Source organism: Actinomadura madurae (assembly GCF_900115095.1).
GTDB classification, from domain to species: Bacteria; Actinomycetota; Actinomycetes; order Streptosporangiales; family Streptosporangiaceae; genus Spirillospora; species Spirillospora madurae.
Window position 1 is genome coordinate 18,816 of the sequence record NZ_FOVH01000028.1, and the last position, 18,142, is coordinate 36,957.

At 73.2% G+C, this 18,142-nt stretch carries 16 protein-coding genes; 10 read left to right on the plus strand and 6 right to left on the minus strand.

Annotated elements, in window-relative coordinates; all coding sequences use genetic code 11:
* Positions 1-7 precede the first annotated feature (7 nt).
* Genes BM339_RS44385 through BM339_RS44410 form a run of 6 tightly spaced genes read left to right on the plus strand, consistent with a single transcriptional unit; the run spans position 8 to position 5,918 of the window.
* Positions 8-949, plus strand: coding sequence for a fumarylacetoacetate hydrolase family protein (locus BM339_RS44385; protein ID WP_244938669.1), 942 nt, complete (start codon positions 8-10; stop codon positions 947-949).
* Positions 946-1,908 (plus strand): cyclase family protein, encoded by a 963-nt coding sequence (locus tag BM339_RS44390; protein ID WP_021598725.1) that lies wholly within the window; start codon positions 946-948, stop codon positions 1,906-1,908. Before BM339_RS44385 ends, BM339_RS44390 begins: the two co-directional genes overlap by 4 nt.
* A gap of 6 nt (positions 1,909-1,914) precedes the next feature.
* The gene (locus BM339_RS44395; protein ID WP_075024745.1) at positions 1,915-3,030 is read left to right on the plus strand and encodes an FAD-dependent oxidoreductase; all 1,116 of its coding nucleotides are present in this window, start codon (positions 1,915-1,917) and stop codon (positions 3,028-3,030) included.
* Positions 3,027-4,019, plus strand: a complete 993-nt coding sequence (locus BM339_RS44400) for an amidohydrolase family protein (protein ID WP_075024746.1) — start codon at positions 3,027-3,029, stop codon at positions 4,017-4,019. Before BM339_RS44395 ends, BM339_RS44400 begins: the two co-directional genes overlap by 4 nt.
* Positions 4,020-4,021: 2 nt before the next feature.
* Entirely contained in the window at positions 4,022-4,960 is a 939-nt protein-coding gene (locus BM339_RS44405; RefSeq protein WP_075024747.1) for a VOC family protein, read from the plus strand.
* A gap of 7 nt (positions 4,961-4,967) precedes the next feature.
* Positions 4,968-5,918, plus strand: a complete 951-nt coding sequence (locus BM339_RS44410; protein WP_075024748.1) for a fumarylacetoacetate hydrolase family protein — start codon at positions 4,968-4,970, stop codon at positions 5,916-5,918.
* Here the strand turns inward: BM339_RS44410 and BM339_RS44415 are convergent.
* From BM339_RS44415 to BM339_RS44425, 3 genes are all read right to left on the minus strand, one after another.
* Positions 5,903-6,337, minus strand: a complete 435-nt coding sequence (locus tag BM339_RS44415; RefSeq protein ID WP_075024749.1) for a YbgA family protein — start codon at positions 6,335-6,337, stop codon at positions 5,903-5,905. The genes BM339_RS44410 and BM339_RS44415 overlap by 16 nt on opposite strands.
* Complete coding sequence (locus tag BM339_RS44420; RefSeq protein ID WP_021598719.1) at positions 6,334-6,828, minus strand: RNA polymerase sigma factor; 495 nt, start codon at positions 6,826-6,828, stop codon at positions 6,334-6,336. The genes BM339_RS44415 and BM339_RS44420 overlap by 4 nt, the downstream gene beginning before the upstream one ends.
* A gap of 106 nt (positions 6,829-6,934) precedes the next feature.
* Positions 6,935-7,855 carry a MerR family transcriptional regulator gene (locus tag BM339_RS44425; RefSeq protein ID WP_075024750.1) on the minus strand — a complete coding sequence of 307 codons (921 nt, stop codon included), beginning with the start codon at positions 7,853-7,855 and terminating at the stop codon, positions 6,935-6,937.
* A gap of 144 nt (positions 7,856-7,999) precedes the next feature.
* On the opposite strand from BM339_RS44425, the gene BM339_RS44430 reads away from it, so the two are divergent.
* Both BM339_RS44430 and BM339_RS44435 read left to right on the plus strand, forming a co-directional pair.
* The gene (locus BM339_RS44430; RefSeq protein WP_075024751.1) at positions 8,000-9,292 is read left to right on the plus strand and encodes a cryptochrome/photolyase family protein; all 1,293 of its coding nucleotides are present in this window, start codon (positions 8,000-8,002) and stop codon (positions 9,290-9,292) included.
* Between the two features lie 21 nt (positions 9,293-9,313).
* On the plus strand, positions 9,314-10,834 hold the full coding sequence (locus tag BM339_RS44435; RefSeq protein WP_075024752.1) for an SDR family oxidoreductase: 1,521 nt from the start codon (positions 9,314-9,316) through the stop codon (positions 10,832-10,834).
* On the opposite strand, the gene BM339_RS44440 is transcribed toward BM339_RS44435, so the two are convergent.
* Positions 10,831-11,652 carry an SAM-dependent methyltransferase gene (locus tag BM339_RS44440; protein WP_075024753.1) on the minus strand — a complete coding sequence of 274 codons (822 nt, stop codon included), beginning with the start codon at positions 11,650-11,652 and terminating at the stop codon, positions 10,831-10,833. The two genes, BM339_RS44435 and BM339_RS44440, sit on opposite strands and share 4 nt — an antisense overlap.
* 48 nt (positions 11,653-11,700) lie before the next feature.
* A complete protein-coding gene (locus tag BM339_RS44445; RefSeq protein ID WP_075024754.1) occupies positions 11,701-12,885 on the minus strand; it encodes a cytochrome P450 family protein in 1,185 nt (394 codons plus the stop codon).
* A 38-nt stretch (positions 12,886-12,923) separates the two neighbouring features.
* On the opposite strand from BM339_RS44445, the gene BM339_RS44450 reads away from it, so the two are divergent.
* Positions 12,924-13,364, plus strand: coding sequence for an SRPBCC family protein (locus BM339_RS44450; protein ID WP_024936455.1), 441 nt, complete (start codon positions 12,924-12,926; stop codon positions 13,362-13,364).
* A 16-nt stretch (positions 13,365-13,380) separates the two neighbouring features.
* Here BM339_RS44450 and BM339_RS44455 read toward each other — a convergent pair whose 3' ends face one another.
* The gene (locus BM339_RS44455; RefSeq protein WP_143118843.1) at positions 13,381-16,923 is read right to left on the minus strand and encodes an alpha-N-acetylglucosaminidase TIM-barrel domain-containing protein; all 3,543 of its coding nucleotides are present in this window, start codon (positions 16,921-16,923) and stop codon (positions 13,381-13,383) included.
* 395 nt (positions 16,924-17,318) lie between these two features.
* On the opposite strand from BM339_RS44455, the gene BM339_RS44460 reads away from it, so the two are divergent.
* On the plus strand, positions 17,319-18,113 hold the full coding sequence (locus tag BM339_RS44460) for a GAF domain-containing protein (RefSeq protein ID WP_143118844.1): 795 nt from the start codon (positions 17,319-17,321) through the stop codon (positions 18,111-18,113).
* Positions 18,114-18,142: the final 29 nt, after the last annotated feature.

The following is an 18,142-nucleotide window of genomic DNA, read 5'->3' on the forward strand; positions in this document are numbered from 1 at the left end:
CTCCTCCGTGGACTCACCTTCACCGCCGTTCGCACTCGGCACCTTCTCCGGCCGGGACGGGACACCGTTCCCAGGCCTCGTCCGCGACGGACTGGTCACCGACCTGCGCTCCCTGGCGGCGACGACGCGGGACCTGCTCGAACGCTGGGACGACGTCCTGCCCCTACTGCACTCGGCCGGCGGGGACGCGGTCCCGCTGGACGGGCTGAATGTGCACGCGCCCATCGAGCCGCGCCAGCTCCTCCAGTCGGGCGCCAACTACCGCACGCACGTCATCGACCTCGCGGTGGCGCACGAGCCGGAGGGCGGACGGCCCGCCGAGCAGGTCCGGGCCGAGACGGCGGCGATGACGGACCGCCGCGCGGCCGAGGGCCGTCCGTACCTGTTCACCGGGCTGCCGTCGTCCATCACCGGCCCCTACGACGACGTGGTGCTGCCGTCGTGGTGCGAGAAGCCGGACTGGGAGCTGGAGCTGGCGGCGGTGATCGGCCGCGGCGCGTTCCGCGTCCCGGAGGACCGGGCGCTGGAGCACGTCGCCGCCTACACGATCGCCAACGACCTGACGGCGCGGGAGGCGGTGTTCCGGCGGGACATGCCGGAGATCGGCACCGACTGGCTGCGGGCGAAGAACGCTCCGACGTTCACACCGCTCGGCCCGTATCTCGTGCCGTCGCGGTTCGTGGCCGACCCGGGCGACCTGCGGATCACGCTGCGGCTGAACGGCGAGGTCATGCAGGACGAGACCACGAAGGACATGCTCTTCGGCGTGGCGCGGCTGGTGGCGGAGGCGTCCCGGACCGTCCGGCTGCTGCCCGGCGACCTGGTCCTGACCGGAAGCCCGGCCGGTAACGGCCTGCACCTGGGGCGGCTGCTGCGGCCCGGCGACGTCATGGAGGGCGCCATCACGGGTCTCGGCGTCCAGCGCAACCGGTGCGTGGAGGAGGCATGACGCCCGACCGCACCGATCCCGAGGCCGCCGTCGCCGAGGCGGCCGCCGCGTGCTCCAACTGGGGGCGGTGGGGCGAGGACGACGCCCTCGGCACCGTGAACTTCATCGACGAGGCCAAGCGGCGGGAGGGCGCCGCGCTCGTCCGGCAGGGCGTCTCCTTCTCGCTCTCGCAGCGGTTCGACATGGACGGGCCGCAGAAGGGCTGGCGCCGGCGCACCAACCCCGTCCACACCATGCTCGACACCGGGGCGGACGCGGCGCTCGGCAACCAGGGCTTCCCGCACGGGATCGGCGGCGCCGACGATGTGATCGCGATGCCGTTGCAGTGCTCCACGCAGTGGGACGGCCTGGGCCACATCTTCGACCACGGCCGGGCGTGGAACGGGCGTCCGGCGGAGAAGGTCGTCACCTCCGAAGGCGACCTGGTGACCGGCATCGAGCATCTCGCCCCGCACGTCGCCGGCCGCGGGGTGCTGCTGGACGTGGGCCGCGTGCTCGGCGGCGGCGGCGAGCTGCCGGACGGGTTCGCCATCACCGAGGAGCACCTGCGGACGACGATCGGCGCGCACGGCGTGACGGTCGGGCGCGGCGACATCGTCTGCGTCCGGACGGGGCGGCTGGCGCGCGCCCGGCGGGACGGGTGGGGCGACTACGCGGGCGGGCCCGCGCCGGGGCTGTCGTTCACCACCGCCGGATGGCTGCACCGCACGGAGATCGCCGCCATCGCGACCGACACGTGGGGCTTCGAGGTCCGGCCGAACGAGTTCGACGAGGCGTTCCAGCCGCTGCACCAGGTCGTCATCCCGCACATCGGGCTGCTGGTCGGCGAGATGTGGGACCTGGACGGCCTCGCCGCGCACTGCGCGGGCGACGGCCGGTACGACTTCTGGCTCACCGCCGCGCCGCTGCCGGTCACCGGCGCGGTCGGCTCCCCCGTCAACCCCATCGCGATCAAGTGAGGCGTCATGAAGGTACTGATCGTCGGCGGCGGCACCGCCGGGTCGGCGCTGGCGATCCCGCTGGCGCGCGGCGGCGTCTCGGTCGACGTCGCCGAGATCGCGGCCGGGCCGGTCGGGTCGGGCTCCGGGATCACGCTGCAGGGCAACGCGCTGCGCGTGCTGCGCGACCTCGGCGTGTGGGAGCGGGTGGAGGCCGCCGGGTACGGGTTCGACATGCTCGGGCTCCGGGCGCCGGACGGGTCGCTGATCGCCGAGATCCCCGGCGCCCGCACCGGCGGGCCGGACCTGCCGGCGACGGTCGGGATGAACCGCCCCGAGCTGGCCGCGATCCTCGCGGAGGCGGTGCGGGACGCGGGCGCCCGCGTCCGGTACGGGCTCACCGTGTCGGCCCTTGAGGAGGGCGGCGCGGGCATCACCGCCCACCTGTCGGACGGGTCCTCCGGGGCCTATGACCTCGTCGTAGGCGCCGACGGGATCCGCTCCGCCGTGCGCCGGCTCATCGGCATCCACGTCGAGCCGGAGCCGGCCGGCATGGGGATCTGGCGGATCCACACGAGCCGCCCCAAGGGCGTCGAGCGCACCGACCTGATCTACGGCGGGCCGTGCTTCATCGCCGGGTACTGCCCCACCGGGCCGGACACGATGTACGCGTACCTGGTCGAGAAGGCACGGCCACGAGAATTTAGTAAAGAAGCGGACAAGGCCGCTCATATGCGGGCGCTCGCCGCCGGGTACGGCGGCGTGTGGGACGAGATCCGCACCGGCATCACCGACCCGGACCGGATCAACTACACCTGGTTCGAGTCGCTGCTGGTCCCGCGCCCGTGGAACCGGGGCCGGGTCGTGCTCATCGGGGACGCTGCGCACGCGTGCCCACCGACGCTCGCCCAGGGCGCGGCGCAATGCCTGGAGGACGCCTCCGTCCTCGCCGAGCTGCTCCTCGGCGGCGCGCCGGCCGGCCAGGCTCTCTTCGACGCGTTCATGGACCGGCGGTTCGAGCGGGCCAGGGCGGTCGTCGACGCGTCGGTGCAGCTCGCGCGCTGGCAGCTCGACCCCTCGCCCGACGCCGACGTCCCCGGGCTCATGGGACGCATCGCCGCCCTCGTCACGGAGCGGCCGTGAAGACCATCGACGTCCACGCGCACGTCCTGCTCCCAGAGATCGAGGAGACGGTCGCCGGGGAACCGGGGCACGCCGAGCACCGGGCGCTGGACGCGCGGCGCAACGGGGCCGCGTCCCTCCAGGTCAGCGGCCGGATGGTCGGCGAGCGGATCGGCCGCCTGACCCGGGTGGAGGAGCGGCTGGCCGTCATGGACGCCGCCGGGATCGACGTGCAGATCGTCAGCCCGTCCCCGTCGCACTACCACTACTGGGCCCGCCGCGACCTCGCCCGCACCGTGTACCGGCTGGCGAACGAGGGCGTCGCCGCGCACCGCGGGCGGGCCCCCGACCGGCTGTACGGTCTCGGGCTCGTCCCGCTCCAGCATCCGGATCTGGCGGTCGCCGCACTGGACCACGCGCTCGGTCTCGGGTTGCGCGGGGTCGAGATCTCCTCCTGCGCACCCGGCCTCGAACTGTCGGACGAGGCACTGGAGCCGTTCTGGACGCGTGCCGAGGCGTCCGGCGCCGTGGTGTTCCTGCACCCCTTCGGCTGCACGCTGGACGAGCGGCTCGACCGGTTCTACCTGTCCAACATCGTCGGGCAGCCGGCCGAGAACGCGGTCGCCCTGTCGCACCTGATCTTCTCCGGTGTGCTGGACCGGCATCCCGGCCTGAAGATCGTCGCGGCGCACGGCGGCGGCTACCTGCCCACCGGCCTCGGACGTTCCGACCACGGCTGGCGGGTGCGCCCCGAGGCCCGGTCGTGCGCCGAACCGCCGAGCGCCTACCTGCGCCGGATCTGGTTCGACTCCCTCGTCTACGAACCCGGTGCCCTGCGCTCGCTGGTGGACACGGCCGGGGCGGCACAGGTCGTCCTCGGCTCGGACTACCCCTTCGACATGGGCGTCGAGGACCCGCTGGACCGGCTGCGCGCCGCGCTCCCGCCCGGCCCCGTCCTCGACGCCGTGCGCGGAGGCAACGCCGCCGCGCTCTTCGACATCAAGGAGTGACCATGCCCGACCGTCTCATCACCCATCTGCGGCACGTCGACCTCGCCGTCCCCGACTACGAGAAGCAGCACCGGTTCTACACCGGTGTCTGGGGCCTGACCGAGGTGGCCGGCGACACCGGGATCTCCTTCCTCGCGGCGGAGGGGTCACCCGAGCAGTACGTCGTCCGGCTCCGGAAGGCGGAAGACAAACGCCTCGACCTCGTCTCCTTCGGCGCCGACTCCCCGGCGGACGTGGACGCCCTCGCCGAACGGCTCGCCGGCGCCGGGGTGAGGCAGGTGAGCGAGCCCGGGAAGCTGTCCACGCCGGGCGGCGGCTACGGGTGCAGGTTCTTCGACGTCGACGGCCGGACGGTCGAGGTCTCCGCGGACGTCGCCGCCCGCCCCCATCGCAGGATCGAGCCGCGGGAGGCCGTGCCGGTCCGGCTGTCGCACGTCGTCCTCAACTCGCCCGACCTGGACGCCACGCGCGCCTGGTACGAGCGCCACCTGGACTTCGCGCTGTCGGACACGCTGACCTCCCGGCACATGGGAAAGGTCATGCACTTCATGCGCTGCAACCCGCAGCACCACAGCGTCGCGATCGCCAAGGGCCCGCACACGTCCCTGCACCACGTCTCGTTCGAGATGCGCGGCATCGACGAGTACATGTACGGGACGGGACGGCTGCTGCGCGCCGGAGTCCGCATGATCTGGGGCCCGGGACGCCACAAGGCCGGGGACAACACCTTCTCCTACTTCCTCGACCCGCACGGCAACACCGTCGAGTACACCACCGAACTGGAGAACCTCGACGAAGACGCCTGGCACCCGCACCTGTACGACTTCTCCGACCCCGACGTCACCGACCAGTGGGGCACGGCCAACCCCATGAACGAACTCATCGCCAAGGAATCGTTCAACGACCCCGACCGCGGCGTGTTCGTCGCCCCGCCCGTCTAGGACGAGCATGCGACTCGCCACCTACGCGCATCTCGGCCTGCGGCGCTGCGGAATCGTCGACGGCGACGCCGTGGCACCGTTCCCGCTCGGCACGGAACTGCTCGACATCGTCCGCTCGGGTCCGCTTCCCCAGGCGGCGGAACCGGTGCCCCTGCGGGAGGTGCGGCTGCTGCCGCCGATCGAGCCGCCGTCCGTCCGCGACTTCGTGACCTTCGAGGAGCACGTCGAGGGCGTCCGGCGCAGCGTGTCCGGGGAGGCCGGAGTCCCGGACGCCTGGTACGACGCGCCGACCTTCTACTTCTCCAACCCGCACGCGATGGTCGGCGCCCACGACGCGGTGCCCGTCCCGCCCGGATCGTCCGCGCTGGACTTCGAACTGGAGGTCGCCGCGATCGTCGGCCGTCCGGGCGCCGACCTCACCCCGGAGCAGGCCCGCGACCACGTCTACGGATACACGATCTTCAACGACTGGTCGGCGCGCGACCTCCAGGCCCGCGAGATGCAGGTCGGTCTCGGCCCCTGCAAGGGCAAGGACTCCGCCACCACCCTCGGGCCGTGGCTGGTCACCGCCGACGAGCTGGAGCCCTTCCGCGACGCCGAGGGCCTCCTGCGGCTCGCCCTCACCGCCGACGTCAACGGCGAGATCGTGGGACGCGACCTGCTGTCCAACATGGGCTGGCCCTTCGAGGACCTGCTCGCCTACGCCTCTCGCGGTGCCACCCTGCGCCCCGGTGACGTCCTCGGGTCGGGCACCTGCGGCAACGGCGGCTGCCTCGCCGAACTGTGGGGCCGCGACCGCGGCGGCCGAACCCCGCCCCCGCTCAAGCCGGGCGACACCGTCACCCTCACCGTCGAAGGCATCGGCACGGTCTCCAACAAGATCGTCCCCGGGCGCGACCCCGTCCCGGTCCTCCGCGCCCGCAAGCGTCCCCGCGAACGGCCCTACCCGTCCAAGTAGGTCTGGTGCGCCAGGTAGTCGAGATCTTCGCGTTCGGCATGGTGGCGGAGCAGGGCGATCGGAACGCTGAGGGGAACCCGCCCCTGGCGGTAGCTCTCGATGGCGTTCAGGACGTCATGCCGGCGCGTGTCGTCGAGCCGGTCCCTCAGCAGCCCGAAGGCGTGCTGGAGGGCGTTGGTGTGGCGGCCCCGGTCCGGGCGGACGGCCAGCGCCGCTTCGAACGTCCGGCGGTAGGCGGCCTCCACCTCGCCGCGGGGCCGGGTGCCCGCCCGCGCGACGATCCGGCCCAGCTCCCGGTAGGCGGACGGCTCGTGGGCGAGCACCTGCAGCTTGTGGCGGCTGTGGAACTCGACGAGGTCGCGCGGGCGCCAGCCGGCCTCGAAGAACGAGTGAAGCCGGGCAACGGCCTCCGGGTTCACAGCAGCTCCCTCATCCGGTGGAGCCCGCGGGCCGTGCGGGCCTTGACGGTCCCGAGCGGGACGCACAGCCGGTCGGCGATCTCGCGTTGCGTGAGCTGCCCGAAGTGGGCCAGCACGATCGCCTGCCGCTGCAGGACGGGCAGGGCGGCCAGTGCCTTCCGGACGTCGCACGCGGCGTCCACGGCGGGGGTGGCGTCGGGCTCTCCCACATCCTCCAGCGGCGCCCACCGGCGGTGATGGCGCGCCTCGGTGCGCAGCTGGTCGATGGCGCGCTTGCGGGCGATGGCCAGCACCCACGGCTCCAGCTCGCGGGCGGGGTCGAACCGGCGGCGCGTTCTCCACAGCTCCAGGAAGACCAGCTGGACCACGTCGTCGACGGCATGGCCCGGAACCAGCCGGAGGACGTGCCGCCGGACCAGCGGCGCGAGCGTGGTGTAGCACTCGTCCAGGGCCGTCTCGTCCCCCTGCGCGAGGCGCGTTCCCAGTGTCATGCCTCCGCCCTTGCCCGAGGAAATCGCGTCAAAACTTATTCATAGTTGGGATTCCGGGCAGAAGCCACCTCGGTACCGCAAAGAGGGCGGAAACGTTTCGCGCAGGTCAGGACGGGTCGAACGCGGACCTGATCTCGGCCACCGCGGCGGGAAGGCTCGTCACCGGGCGGACACCGGCCGGGAGGCGGTCACGCGCCCAGCCCGGCCCGCCCGCCAGCAGGCGGGCCGCCGGGCGGGAGCCGGGCAGCCCGTCCAGCCAGCCGGGATCGCCGGTCCCGGCCGTCTGCGACCACACGAACACCGCGCCGGGCCCGGTGCGCCGGATCGCGGCGGCCAGCGCGTGCTCCGGCACCCGCGCCCCCAGCAGGCGCACGCCGACGCCCTCCTCGGCGAGCGCGGCGGCCAGCGCGTGCACCGGCAGGCTGTGCTGCTCCTCCGGCGCGCACGCCAGGAGCACCGGACGGACGTTGAGCGGCTCCGCGGGCGCCGGCACCTCCGCCAGGCAGGCGAGCAGCACGGTCGACAGCAGGTGCTCGACCTCGACGCAGTCGCCGGTGGCCTCGTGCTTGCGCCCGATCCCGGTCAGCACCGGGACGATCAGGCCGTCCCAGGCCCCCGCGACCGCGTCCCGGGCGATGGCCGTCCGGACGAGCCGGGTCATCGCCGGGACGTCCAGCGCCATCGCCGCCCGCGCGAGGCCCCGGGCCTCGGCGGTGTCCGCGCCGGCGGGCACCTCGCCCAGCGGCACCCGGCGGCCCCCGGCGCCGTGCGCGTGCGGGCGGAGCGGCGCGCCGGGCGGGCCGTCCAGCGCGGCCCGCGCCGCCTCCCCCGGCGGCGCGCCCGCGAGGATGAGCCGCTGCATCGCCTCTAGCCGCGCCAGATCGGCGACCGTGTAGCGGCGGTGGCCGCCGGCGCTGCGCCCGCTCGGGCCGATCCCGTACCTGCGGTCCCACGTGCGCAGCGTGGCGGCGGCCACGCCCAGGCGCCGCGCCACCGCGCCCACGCCCAGTCCCGCCGCCGGTTCCATCGAGCCACCCCGCGTTCCGGTCTCCGGTGTCACTCCGATCGCACAGCGTACGATCCACCAGGCCTTCGCCGGAACCGCTCCCGCCGGTTGCACCGCGGCGCCGGGCGCGCAACCGGTCCGGGGCGTCCGTCCGAAGACCCTGTGATGGACACCTCGATCATGCTGTTCACCCGGGACCTGCGAGTCCGAGACAACCCCGCCCTGGCCGCGGCGTGCCGGGCCCGCCGGGTCGTGCCGCTCTTCGTCTTCGACGACCGGATCCTGGGCGGGCGGTTCGCCCCGCCCAACCGCGTCCGGTTCCTCCTTGAGAGCCTTGCCGACCTGCGGGAATCGCTCCGGGAACTGGGCGGCGACCTGGTGCTGCGGCGCGGCGACCCGGTGGCGGAGGTCGCGCGCCTGGCCAGGGACGCCGGAGCGGGCGCGTTGTTCCTGGCCGACGAGCGTTCCGCGCACGCGGACCGCCGCCTCGCCGGCCTCCGCGGGCTCGGCCTGGAGGTCTCCGCGTGCCCCGGCATCACGGTCCTCCCGCCCGGGGACCTCACCCCCGCGAGCGGCGACCACTACCGGGTGTTCACGCCGTACTGGCGGGCCTGGGAGGCCACCCGCCCGCGTCCGCTCGCCGGCACGCCCGAGGCGGTCGGCCTGCCGCCCGGCCTGGATCCCGGCCCGCTGCCCGACCTGGCCGACCTGACCGCCGGCTCGGCGTCGCCCTGCCCGGCGCCCGGCGGCGAGCGGGCCGGGCGCGCCCGCATGGCGGCGTGGCTGCGCGAGGACGCCGGGTCCTACGGGCACGTCCACGACGATCTCGCCGCCGACCGCACGTCCCGGCTCAGCCCGTACATCAAGTTCGGCTGCGTCTCGCCGCGGGAACTGGCGCGGGCCGGCCCGGACGGGTTCCGGCGCCAGCTCGCCTGGCGCGACTTCCACCACCAGGTCGCCGCGGCGTTCCCCGCGCTCGCCAGGGAGGACTACCGGCCGCGCGAAGGGCGCTGGAACCGGGACGAGGACGCCCTGGACGCCTGGCGCGACGGCAGGACCGGCGTCCCGATCGTGGACGCGGGCATGCGGCAGCTCGCCCGCGAAGGCTACATGCACAACCGCGCCCGCCTCATCACGGCGTCGTTCCTGACCCGCGACCTCGGCATCGACTGGCGGCAGGGCCTGCGCCACTTCAACGACCTGCTCATCGACGGCGACATCGCCGACAACGCCGGGAACTGGCAGTGGGTGGCGGGCACCGGCAACAGCACCAGGCCCGACCGCGTCATGAACCCGCTCCGGCAGGCGTCCCGCTTCGACCCGGGCGGCGACTACGTCCGCCGCCACGTGCCGGAGCTCGCCGGCATCGAGGGGCCGCGCGTCCACCGCCCCTGGAGGCTGGCGGACGACCGGAGGCGCGCCCTGGACTACCCGTCCCCCGTCATCGGCCCGAAGTGATCATTCGACCGGAGGAGGCTCATGGACACCGGCGCCACGCAGGGGCGGTCGTGCCTGGTCACCGGAGCCAGCGGCTACATCGGGGGCCGACTGGTGCCCGAACTGCTGGACGCCGGCCACCGGGTGCGGTGCATGGCCCGCTCCGCCCGGCGGCTGCGCGACCAGCCCTGGGCCGGGCGGGTGGAGATCGCGGAGGCCGACGCCACCGATCCCGGCGCGACCCGCCGTGCCCTGGAGGGCGTGGACGTCGCCTACTACCTCATCCACGCGATCGGCGGCCGAGGGGGCTTCGCCGAGAACGACCGCCGCGCGGCCCGCACCTTCGCCGACGCCGCGCAGGAGGCCGGCGTTGGCCGGCTCGTCTACCTCGGCGGCATGGATCCCGAGGAGGAGCTGTCGCCGCATCTGCGGTCCCGCGCCGAGGTCGGCGAGATCATGCTCGCCGGCGGGGTGCCCGCGGCATGGCTGCGCGCGGCCGTGATCATCGGTTCGGGGTCGGCCTCCTTCGAGATGCTGCGCTACCTGACCGAGCGCCTGCCGGTGATGGTCACTCCGCGCTGGGTGCACACGCGCATCCAGCCGATCGCGATCCGGGACGTCCTGCACTACCTGGTGGGGTCCGCGGACCTGCCCGCGGACGTGAACCGCGGCTTCGACATCGGCGGCCCGGACGTCCTCACCTACACCGACATGATGCGCCGCTACGCCGCCGTGGCGGGGCTCAGGCGCCGGATCATCGTGCCCGTCCCCGTGCTGAGCCCGCGGCTGTCGAGCCTGTGGGTGGGGGCGATCACCCCCGTCCCCGGCGCGCTGGCGCGCCCCCTCGTGGAGTCGCTGCGGAACGAGGTGGTCTGCCGCGAGAACGACATCGCCGAGCACGTGCCCCCGCCGCCCGGCGGACCGGTCGGCTTCGACCGGTCGGTGGCGCTGGCCCTGCGCCGCATCCGGGAGGCCGGCGTCGCCACCCGCTGGTCGTCGGCCGCCACCCCGGGCGCCCCCAGCGACCCGCTGCCCACCGACCCGAACTGGGCCGGCGGCAGCCTCTACACCGATGAGCGGACGTGTGTCACGCACGCCCCGCCGGACCGGCTGTGGGAGGTCGTCGAGGGCATCGGCGGGGACCGCGGCTGGTACTCCTTCCCGCTCGCCTGGCGCGTCCGGGGCCTTATCGACCGCCTCATCGGCGGCGTCGGCCTGCGCCGCGGCCGCCGGGACCCGCGGCGGCTGCGCGTCGGCGAGACGGTGGACTTCTGGCGCGTCGAGGAGATCGAGCCGGGCCGGCTGCTGCGCCTGCGCGCCGAGATGCGGCTGCCGGGGCTGGCCTGGCTGGAACTGGCCGTCCACCGGAGCGGCGGGCACACCGTCCTCGGCCAGCGAGCCCTGTTCCACCCGCGCGGGCTGGCCGGGCACGCCTACTGGTGGGCGTCCCGCCCCTTCCACCACCGCGTGTTCAAGGGCATGTGCCAGGGCATCGCCCGTGCCGCCGAGCAAGGGGCCTCGGCGGGCGCGGACCGGTCCGCGCCCGCCGGGCACCACCGCTAGGCGGAGCGGGAGACGATCGCGACGCCGCTGAAGTGCGGCACCTCCGGCACCGGCCACGGGGACGGGTCGGGACGCCAGCGCGAGCACGACACGACACCGGGCTCCAGAAGGCGCGCTCCGTCGAACAGCTCCGCGATCTGCTCGGGCGACCGGGCCCGGATGGGCGTGCCGCCGCGGTCCATCACCTCGCGCACGGCGCGGCGCATCGCCTCGCCGTCCAGCTCGTCGGTGGTGGCGTCGCAGGTGTGGGAGATGACGAGGTAGCTGCCGTCCGCGAGCTCCTTCAGCAGGTCGGCGACCAGGCCCCTGGCCGCGTCGTCGTCCACCACGTGGTTGAGCACGCCCAGCATCATCAGCGCGATCGGGCGGTCGAAGTCCAGCGTGCGAGCGGCCCCCGCGAGGACCTCCGCCGTGTCGCGGATGTCGGCCTCGATGTAGTCGCAGGCCCCCTCCGGGGTGCTGGTCAGCAGGGCGCGGGCGTGGCTGAGCACCAGGGGGTCGTTGTCGACGTACACGATCCGGGATTCCGGCGCGGCGCGCTGCGCGACCTCGTGGGTGTTGTCGACGGTCGGCAGCCCGGTCCCGAGATCCAGGAACTGCCGGATGCCCTGGGAGGACACGAACCGCACCGCGCGACCGAGGAACGCCCGGTCGTTCTGCGCCGACTTCGCGATCACCGGCAGGACCCGCAGCACGGCCTCGCCGGCCTCGCGGTCCACCGGGTAGTTGTCCTTGCCTCCGAGCCAGAAGTCCCAGACGCGCGCCGAATGCGGCACGCTGGTGTCGATCTGTGGCTCCGGTCCAGACTCCCCGGACATGGCCCCACCTCCTTCTCTGATAATCGCAGACGAACCGAAGTGTCGACGTCAAACCCGCACGGGAAGAGAGACCAGGCCGCGGACGATCGAGCCGGTGCGGTGATGGCGGAGGTCGGCGGGCGGCACGGCGAGCGCGAGGCCGGGGAAGCGGTCCAGCAGGCCGCCGATGGCGATCTGGCCCTCCAGGCGGGCCAGCGGGGCGCCGAGGCAGAAGTGGATGCCGTGGCCGAACGCGACATGGCGCTTGGGGGCGCGGGTGACGTCCAGCCGGTCGGGCGCCTCGAACACCGCCGGGTCGCGGTCGGCGGCGCCGAGGGAGACGTGCACCCAGGCGCCCTTGGGGATCGGGGTCCCGGCGATCTCCATGTCCTCCAGGGCGATGCGCTGGCTCGCCCACGCCAGCGGCCCGTCGAACCGGAGCAGTTCCTCGACCGCGGACGGCAGCAGCTCAGGCCGCCTCCGGAGCAGGTCGAGCTGGCCGGGGGCCCGGAGCAGGGCCAGCACACCGTTGCCGATGAGGTTGACCGTGGTCTCGTGGCCGGCGATGAGCAGCAGCCCGATGCTGTTGACCATTTCGGCCTCGGTGAGGGCGGCGTCCCCGTCGCGCGCCGCGATCAAGGCGCTGACCAGGTCTTCCTCCGGACGGGCCCGCCGTTCGGCGATCACCTCGCCCAGATAGCCGGTGAAGGCCCGTGCCACCTCGCGCCGGTGCGCGCGGGCCCCGGCGGTCAGCGCCGGCACCGTCAGCACGGCCGTCCACTCGCGGAACCGTCCTCGGTCCGACGCCGGCACGCCGAGCATCTCGCAGATGACCTGGATCGGCAGCGGGACCGCGAGATCCTCGATCAGGTCGGCCTCGCCGCGCGCCGCGACGCCGTCCAGCAGGGCGCCGGCGATCTCCTCGACGCGCGGGCGCAGCCGCTCGACGCGCCGGGCGGTGAACGCCTTGGCGACCAGCCCGCGCATGCGGGTGTGGTCGGGCGGGTCCATGGCGAGCATCGTCCCGCCGAAGAACATCTCGCCGTTCACGGGCACGGCGCTGTGGGCACTGTCCTTGGAAAGGCGCGGGTCGTTCAGGGCCGCGCGGCCATGCTCGTGGTCGACCACCAGGAAGGCGGTGGCCCCGGGAGGGAAGTCGATCGGGTGGACCGGTCCCGACTCCCTCAACTCGGCGTAGACCGCGTACGGGTCCTCACTGAACGTCCGGCTGAACAGCAGTCGCTGCGGGAGCATCGGTCCACCCTACCGACGGCGATGAAAGGATGAGCCGCATGGGACAAGTCGTGGTCACCACAGAGCGAACGCTGAACGCCGGCCCGGACCGGGTGCTCGCCGCACTCGGCGACTACACCGGTGTCCGATCCCGCATCCTGACCGAGCACTTCAGCGAGTACGACGTGCGCGAGGGCGGCCAGGGCGAGGGCACGGTGGTGCACTGGAAGCTGGCCGCCACGAGCAAGCGGGTGCGCGACTGCCTCTTCACCGCGAGCACGCCCGGCAAGGATCGGCTGGTCGAGCGCGACGCCAACTCCTCCATGGTCACCACATGGACGGTCTCCCCCGCCGGTGACACCTCCCGCGTGCAGGTCACGACCACCTGGGACGGAGCGGGCGGCATCGGAGGGTTCTTCGAGAAGACCTTCGCCCCCAAGGGCCTGCGGCGCATCTACGACGCGCAGTTGGAGAAGCTGGACACCGAGCTGGGCACCTGACCGGCGCGCGGCCGCCTCACCCGGCCGGAGTGCCGTAGACGCTGACCTCGGTGAGGTGGAAGGTGAGGTTGGCGGTGTTGCCCAGGCCGACCACCCGGACGTAGCGGGCCCTGGCCTCGGTGTTCATGGTGTCGCCCGCGTCGGCGGCCGGGCGGGGCCCGTTGCGGCCGCCGATGGTGAACCAGCGGGCGCCGTCGAGGCTGCCCTCCAGCCGGTAGGTGTAGTAGCGGGTGCCGTCGACGTAGTTGCGGACGTTGACGCGCGACACGTCGTTGACGGCGCCGAGATCGACCCGCCACCAGTTCTCGCCGTAGGTCATCCGGCCGCCCCAGTACGGCGAGTTGGCGCGGCTGCCGTCGTTGGCGGCCTCCGGCGGCCGCCCGGGCTCGGAGGAGAGCGCCGTCACCGGCTTGCGGAGGCTCCGCAGCAGGTCGCCGGAGCCGTCGCGGGACGTGTCGGGCGCCGCTACGACGCCGCCGCCGAAGAGGGCGATCGCCTCCTGGCCGGTGTCGCGGTTGACGGCGCTGGCGAACAGGCCGACGTCCTGCGCACCGGCCGCGCCCGGGACCGTCCCCGAACCGACCACGGCCCAGTTCTTACCGTCGGAACTGCACGATCCGGTCATCCGGTCGCCGTCCCTGCGGAGCCGCACGTGGACGGCGCCCGCGGTGAACCCGCCGACCTCGGTGACGTGGTCGAGCCGGCCGTCACCGTCGCCGTCGTAGGAGAAGACGCAGCCGTGCTCCGGCGTGACGGCGATGGCGGCGTACCCGGCCGAGCCGGTCTCGGCCAGGTCGTCGCTCGCGACCAGCCCGGCCCGGGTCCAGGGGGACGAGCCGTCCAGCCTGGTCACCTTCGTGGACACCGCGGTTCCCGGGGCCAGCCCGCCATCCTTGTAGACGGTCGCGAACTCGTTGGTGCCGCCCCACATGTCCCTGCCGCCGGCGGCGATGCCGATCGTGTCTCCCGCCCGCGCGAACTCCGCCTCGGTGGACGCGGCGGTCTTGTAGGGCTCGTCGAACGCGCTTCCACCGACCATGAGGAGGGAGCGCGCGCTCACCTGGCCTGACGCGCCTCCCGCGGTGCGCCAGGAGACCGTGGCGCGCAGGTCCGGCAGCGTGCCCGGCTCAGCGCCGGACGGCGCGGTCACCGTCCAGGTCGCGGTCCCCGTCTTCCCCGGGCCGACGTCGTCCCCTCCGGTCGACTGCGGCACGACCTCGTATCCGCGCGGCGCGTCCAGCCGGAAGCGCACCCCGCGGGCCGCGCTGAGCGCCGACTCGTTGGTGAAGGTCGCGGTCACCCGGACGGTGCCGCCCGGCTCGATGCCCTTCCGGCCGGTGGCGAGGGCCAGCGCCCCCGCAGGCTCCCCGGCCACCCGCTCCGCCAGCCGGTACGCGTCGCCGCGCGGCTCGGCCGCGTAGCGGGTGCCCGCGCGCGCCCACGTCTCGGCGACGGCGCGCCAGTCGATCCGCCGCGGCTCCTCGCCCGTCTTCAGCGACCGTCCCAGCTCGTCGAAGAACATCCGCCAGCGCCCGGCGTAGTAGCCCCCGACCAGGCCGTTGAACTCGCGGCGCGCGTAGTCCTGGAGCCCCGGGCTGTCGCTCTCCCACAGCGTGACCAGCGACTTGAGGTTGTAGTCCAGCGTCGCGGCCTCCTCGCGGCTCGCCGCCTGCCGGGCCGCCTCCCGCTGCCAGGTGCCGAGGAGGAAATGGGGGTCGGTGCCAAGGACCTCGTCCATGAGGCGGAGCTCGCCCATCCACCGGCCGGTGAGCTGGGCGAAGGCGGCGCGGTCGCCGTCCCGGTAGGCGACCCGGATCTTCGGCAGGAGCAGCCTGCTCCGGTTCGCCAGCACCTGGCGGGAGACGTCGACCAGGTCGTAGCGGTACGCGCCGGACCGCCGCAGCCGCCGGTCGACCTTCAGCAGCTCGCCCAGGGCCTTCTCGAACTCGGCGGGCTCGTACTGGAGGGGCGTGCCGGTGTTGGCGAGGTTCGGCTCGTCGTCGAACAGGCCCGTCACGTGCCGGGTGTCCTTGCCCGCCGGCCAGGCGTAGGCCGTCCCGCCGATGATCCGCCAGGCCGCGAGAGCGTGCGGGTCGGCGGCGCCGTAGCGGGCGGTGGCGTACTGATCGAACCAGGCGTCCATGTCGACCGGCCCGTCCCGCCACGGCATGTCGGCGAAGAACGCCACCGCCGCCGGGTTGTTGTCGATGGCCTCGGGCATCAGCGCGATGCCGTCCATCGCGGTGCCGGGCTTGGCGCGCCACGCGTGGAACTTCTCGTTCCAGACGGTGAGGCCGGCGCCGAAGTTCTGGTGGCCGCCGAAGTTCCAGATGGTGCCGAAGGCGTACGGCGTGCCGAGGAAGTCCTTCTCCCGGTCGGTGATGTTCGGCTGCTCGGTGATGCCGTCCACGATGAACATCCGCGACCGGTCCACCGCCTGGAGCGTCTCCTCGCGGGGGTTGTTCTGCCAGCCGAGGATCACCCAGGTCGCGCCCGGATGCGCGGCGTCGAGCGCGTCCTGCACGGCCCTGGACGCCGCGGGCACCGGCACGGACCCGGCCCGGCCGCCCTCGTGCAGCAGGTCCATCTTGTACATCGTGCTCGGCCCGTACAGCTCGGTCTGCGCCTTGTAGAACGCCGCCGCGACCCTGCCGAACTCCGGCCCCGTCGGGTCGAGCCAGTCCGGGCGCTCCAGGCCGTTCCAGGTGCCCTGCGGAACGGTGTTCGCGCCCGGGTTGCGGGTCTCGAAGTCGGTCGGGACGGTGCCGTAGTAGCCGGGCAGCACCGGCGTCATGCCCAGCTCGCGCAGCCGGTCGACCATGCGCCGGGCCAGCGCGGCGCGCCGGTCGATCAGCTGCTGGGAGATCGGCCCGTCGGTGCAGCACATGTTCTGCAGCAGCCACCACGCCTGGTGGCCCGGCTGCGGGATCCACGCGCGCATCTCCGCCGCGCTGTAACCGAACCGCTGGAAGGTCCGCTGGTAGACGGCGTCCTGCCCTTCGTACACCAGCACCTCGTTGATGCCGAGCAGCGCGAGCGCGTCGATGCGGCGCTCCCACTCCTCCCAGTTCAGGTAGGCGCCCGCGTAGCCCTCGTTGGTGTCGTTGAGCGCGAACCGGTGGGCGACCGACGCGTCCGCCTCGATCGGCTTCGCGGGAAGCGGCAGCCGCGCGGGCAGGTCGAGCTGCGTCCCGCCGATCGCGACGTCGGCGTGCGCGACCTCGCGCAGGTACCGGCCGAACCCGGTGAGCTGGACGGCCGGGGAGGTGCCCGCGATCACCAGCCGCCCGCCCTCGGCGGAGACCCGGAAGCGGTCGCCGCCGGCGCCCTTGCCGATCGTGCGAAGCGTGACCTGGGCGGCCTTGCGCTTGCCGAGGATCCGCTGAAGCGCGCGGGCGGCGGGCCCGGACCCCTGCTCCGGAGCGGCCACCGGGGCGGCGGGGTTCCCCTCGGCCGCCGCCGGCACGGCCGCGGCGAGCGGCGCCACCAGCAGCACCGCCATCGCGATGATGACCGGCCAGGAGCGGCCGCCCCGTCCTCGTCGTCCGCCCACCGGCATGCCGGACACCTCCACCGAGGTTCGTTAGGCCCGTTAAGAAGAAGGCGGCCTTCATCATGATCATGCAGAGCCCCCCGGTCAAGGGATGCCCGTGATCTTGTGGAGAGGCAAGGGAGCGGAGCGCGCGGTCGGCACGCCCGGGCCGCGCCTGTACGTCGGACTGGCACCCGCCCCTTCAACCCGGCACGAATTTCGACAAACTGGCCAATTTACGGCACCTCCCAGAGCCATTCCCGTGCAGGTATCCGGGCCACAGGTAGAGGAATTTACTCCATCGAAGGGACGGCCCTGACGAGAGCACGTTGTGTCCGCAGATCTTGTGATACAAGTTTGGAACGGGCTTATTCCCAGAAGTGATCTAGATAAGGGCAAGTGCGACCAGAGGCGGGGGTCGGGTGGGTTTCAAGGCAGCCAAGAAGGTCGCGAAGCGGGCGGCGGAAGTGATCCTGCTCAACCTGCCCATCACCGTGCTGCTCGCGGTGTCGGTCTCGGCCCTCCCGCTGGCCGCGAATTCCACGTCGGGCGCGCCCCGCGCCGCGCTCATGGTCGCGCTCCTGGTCTGCGCGGGACTCGCGGGTGCCTCGATATGGCTGCGCAGTTCGCATTCCGGTACCTACAAGGATATTGCCGAACGACTCGCCCGCACGCTGTCCGGGGGAGGCCTGCCCGTGATCGTGGCCCTCGGCCTCCTGGCCAGCAAGACCGATAGCGGTCAGGCGCAGGTCGCCCAGCGCGATCTGGTGCACCATGTCCTCGTCGCCGCGAAACGGACCAGCAGCCACGCGAAGGAGTCGAGCCAGACCAGAACCGCCTTCTACCAATTGAAGAAGGACGACGGTCTCCTGCATTTGATCAATGCCGAGTGGGGCGGCGCCGCCCCCCGCCGGACGATGGGAGACCAGGGCGAGCACGATGGCGATCTCCTGCAGTTCACGCTGAACCCGTTGCGAGGCAAACGCGTAGATGACCTGAGAAAGCAAGAATCATTTCTGGACGTGCTGGAGATGGGGTCATTGCAGTACCGGAGCTGCATCGCCGTGGCCGTTGGGATTCGCGATGTCAACGAGGTCGCCGGGCTGCTCGTCGCCGTCTCCCCCGAACCCAAGGCGTTCGCGGAAACCGATCTGGAGGCGCTTCGCCTGCTCGCGGGAATTCTGGCGGCGGCTCTGGCGCACGTACACAGTCTGTGAGAGTCTGATAACGGCGGGTGTGCGCCCGA

Excerpts from the sequence above, each read along its gene's own strand:
- BM339_RS44425 (WP_075024750.1), bottom strand. The coding sequence starts at position 7,855 with ATGGAACCGGCGGCGGGACTGGGCGTGGGCGCGGTGGCGCGGCGCCTG.
- BM339_RS44410 (WP_075024748.1), top strand. The coding sequence starts at position 4,968 with ATGCGACTCGCCACCTACGCGCATCTCGGCCTGCGGCGCTGCGGAATC.
- BM339_RS44455 (WP_143118843.1), bottom strand. The coding sequence starts at position 16,923 with ATGCCGGTGGGCGGACGACGAGGACGGGGCGGCCGCTCCTGGCCGGTC.
- BM339_RS44395 (WP_075024745.1), top strand. The coding sequence starts at position 1,915 with ATGAAGGTACTGATCGTCGGCGGCGGCACCGCCGGGTCGGCGCTGGCG.
- BM339_RS44420 (WP_021598719.1), bottom strand. The coding sequence starts at position 6,828 with ATGACACTGGGAACGCGCCTCGCGCAGGGGGACGAGACGGCCCTGGAC.
- BM339_RS44450 (WP_024936455.1), top strand. The coding sequence starts at position 12,924 with ATGGGACAAGTCGTGGTCACCACAGAGCGAACGCTGAACGCCGGCCCG.
- BM339_RS44405 (WP_075024747.1), top strand. The coding sequence starts at position 4,022 with ATGCCCGACCGTCTCATCACCCATCTGCGGCACGTCGACCTCGCCGTC.
- BM339_RS44440 (WP_075024753.1), bottom strand. The coding sequence starts at position 11,652 with ATGTCCGGGGAGTCTGGACCGGAGCCACAGATCGACACCAGCGTGCCG.
- BM339_RS44445 (WP_075024754.1), bottom strand. The coding sequence starts at position 12,885 with ATGCTCCCGCAGCGACTGCTGTTCAGCCGGACGTTCAGTGAGGACCCG.
- BM339_RS44430 (WP_075024751.1), top strand. The coding sequence starts at position 8,000 with ATGGACACCTCGATCATGCTGTTCACCCGGGACCTGCGAGTCCGAGAC.
- BM339_RS44435 (WP_075024752.1), top strand. The coding sequence starts at position 9,314 with ATGGACACCGGCGCCACGCAGGGGCGGTCGTGCCTGGTCACCGGAGCC.
- BM339_RS44390 (WP_021598725.1), top strand. The coding sequence starts at position 946 with ATGACGCCCGACCGCACCGATCCCGAGGCCGCCGTCGCCGAGGCGGCC.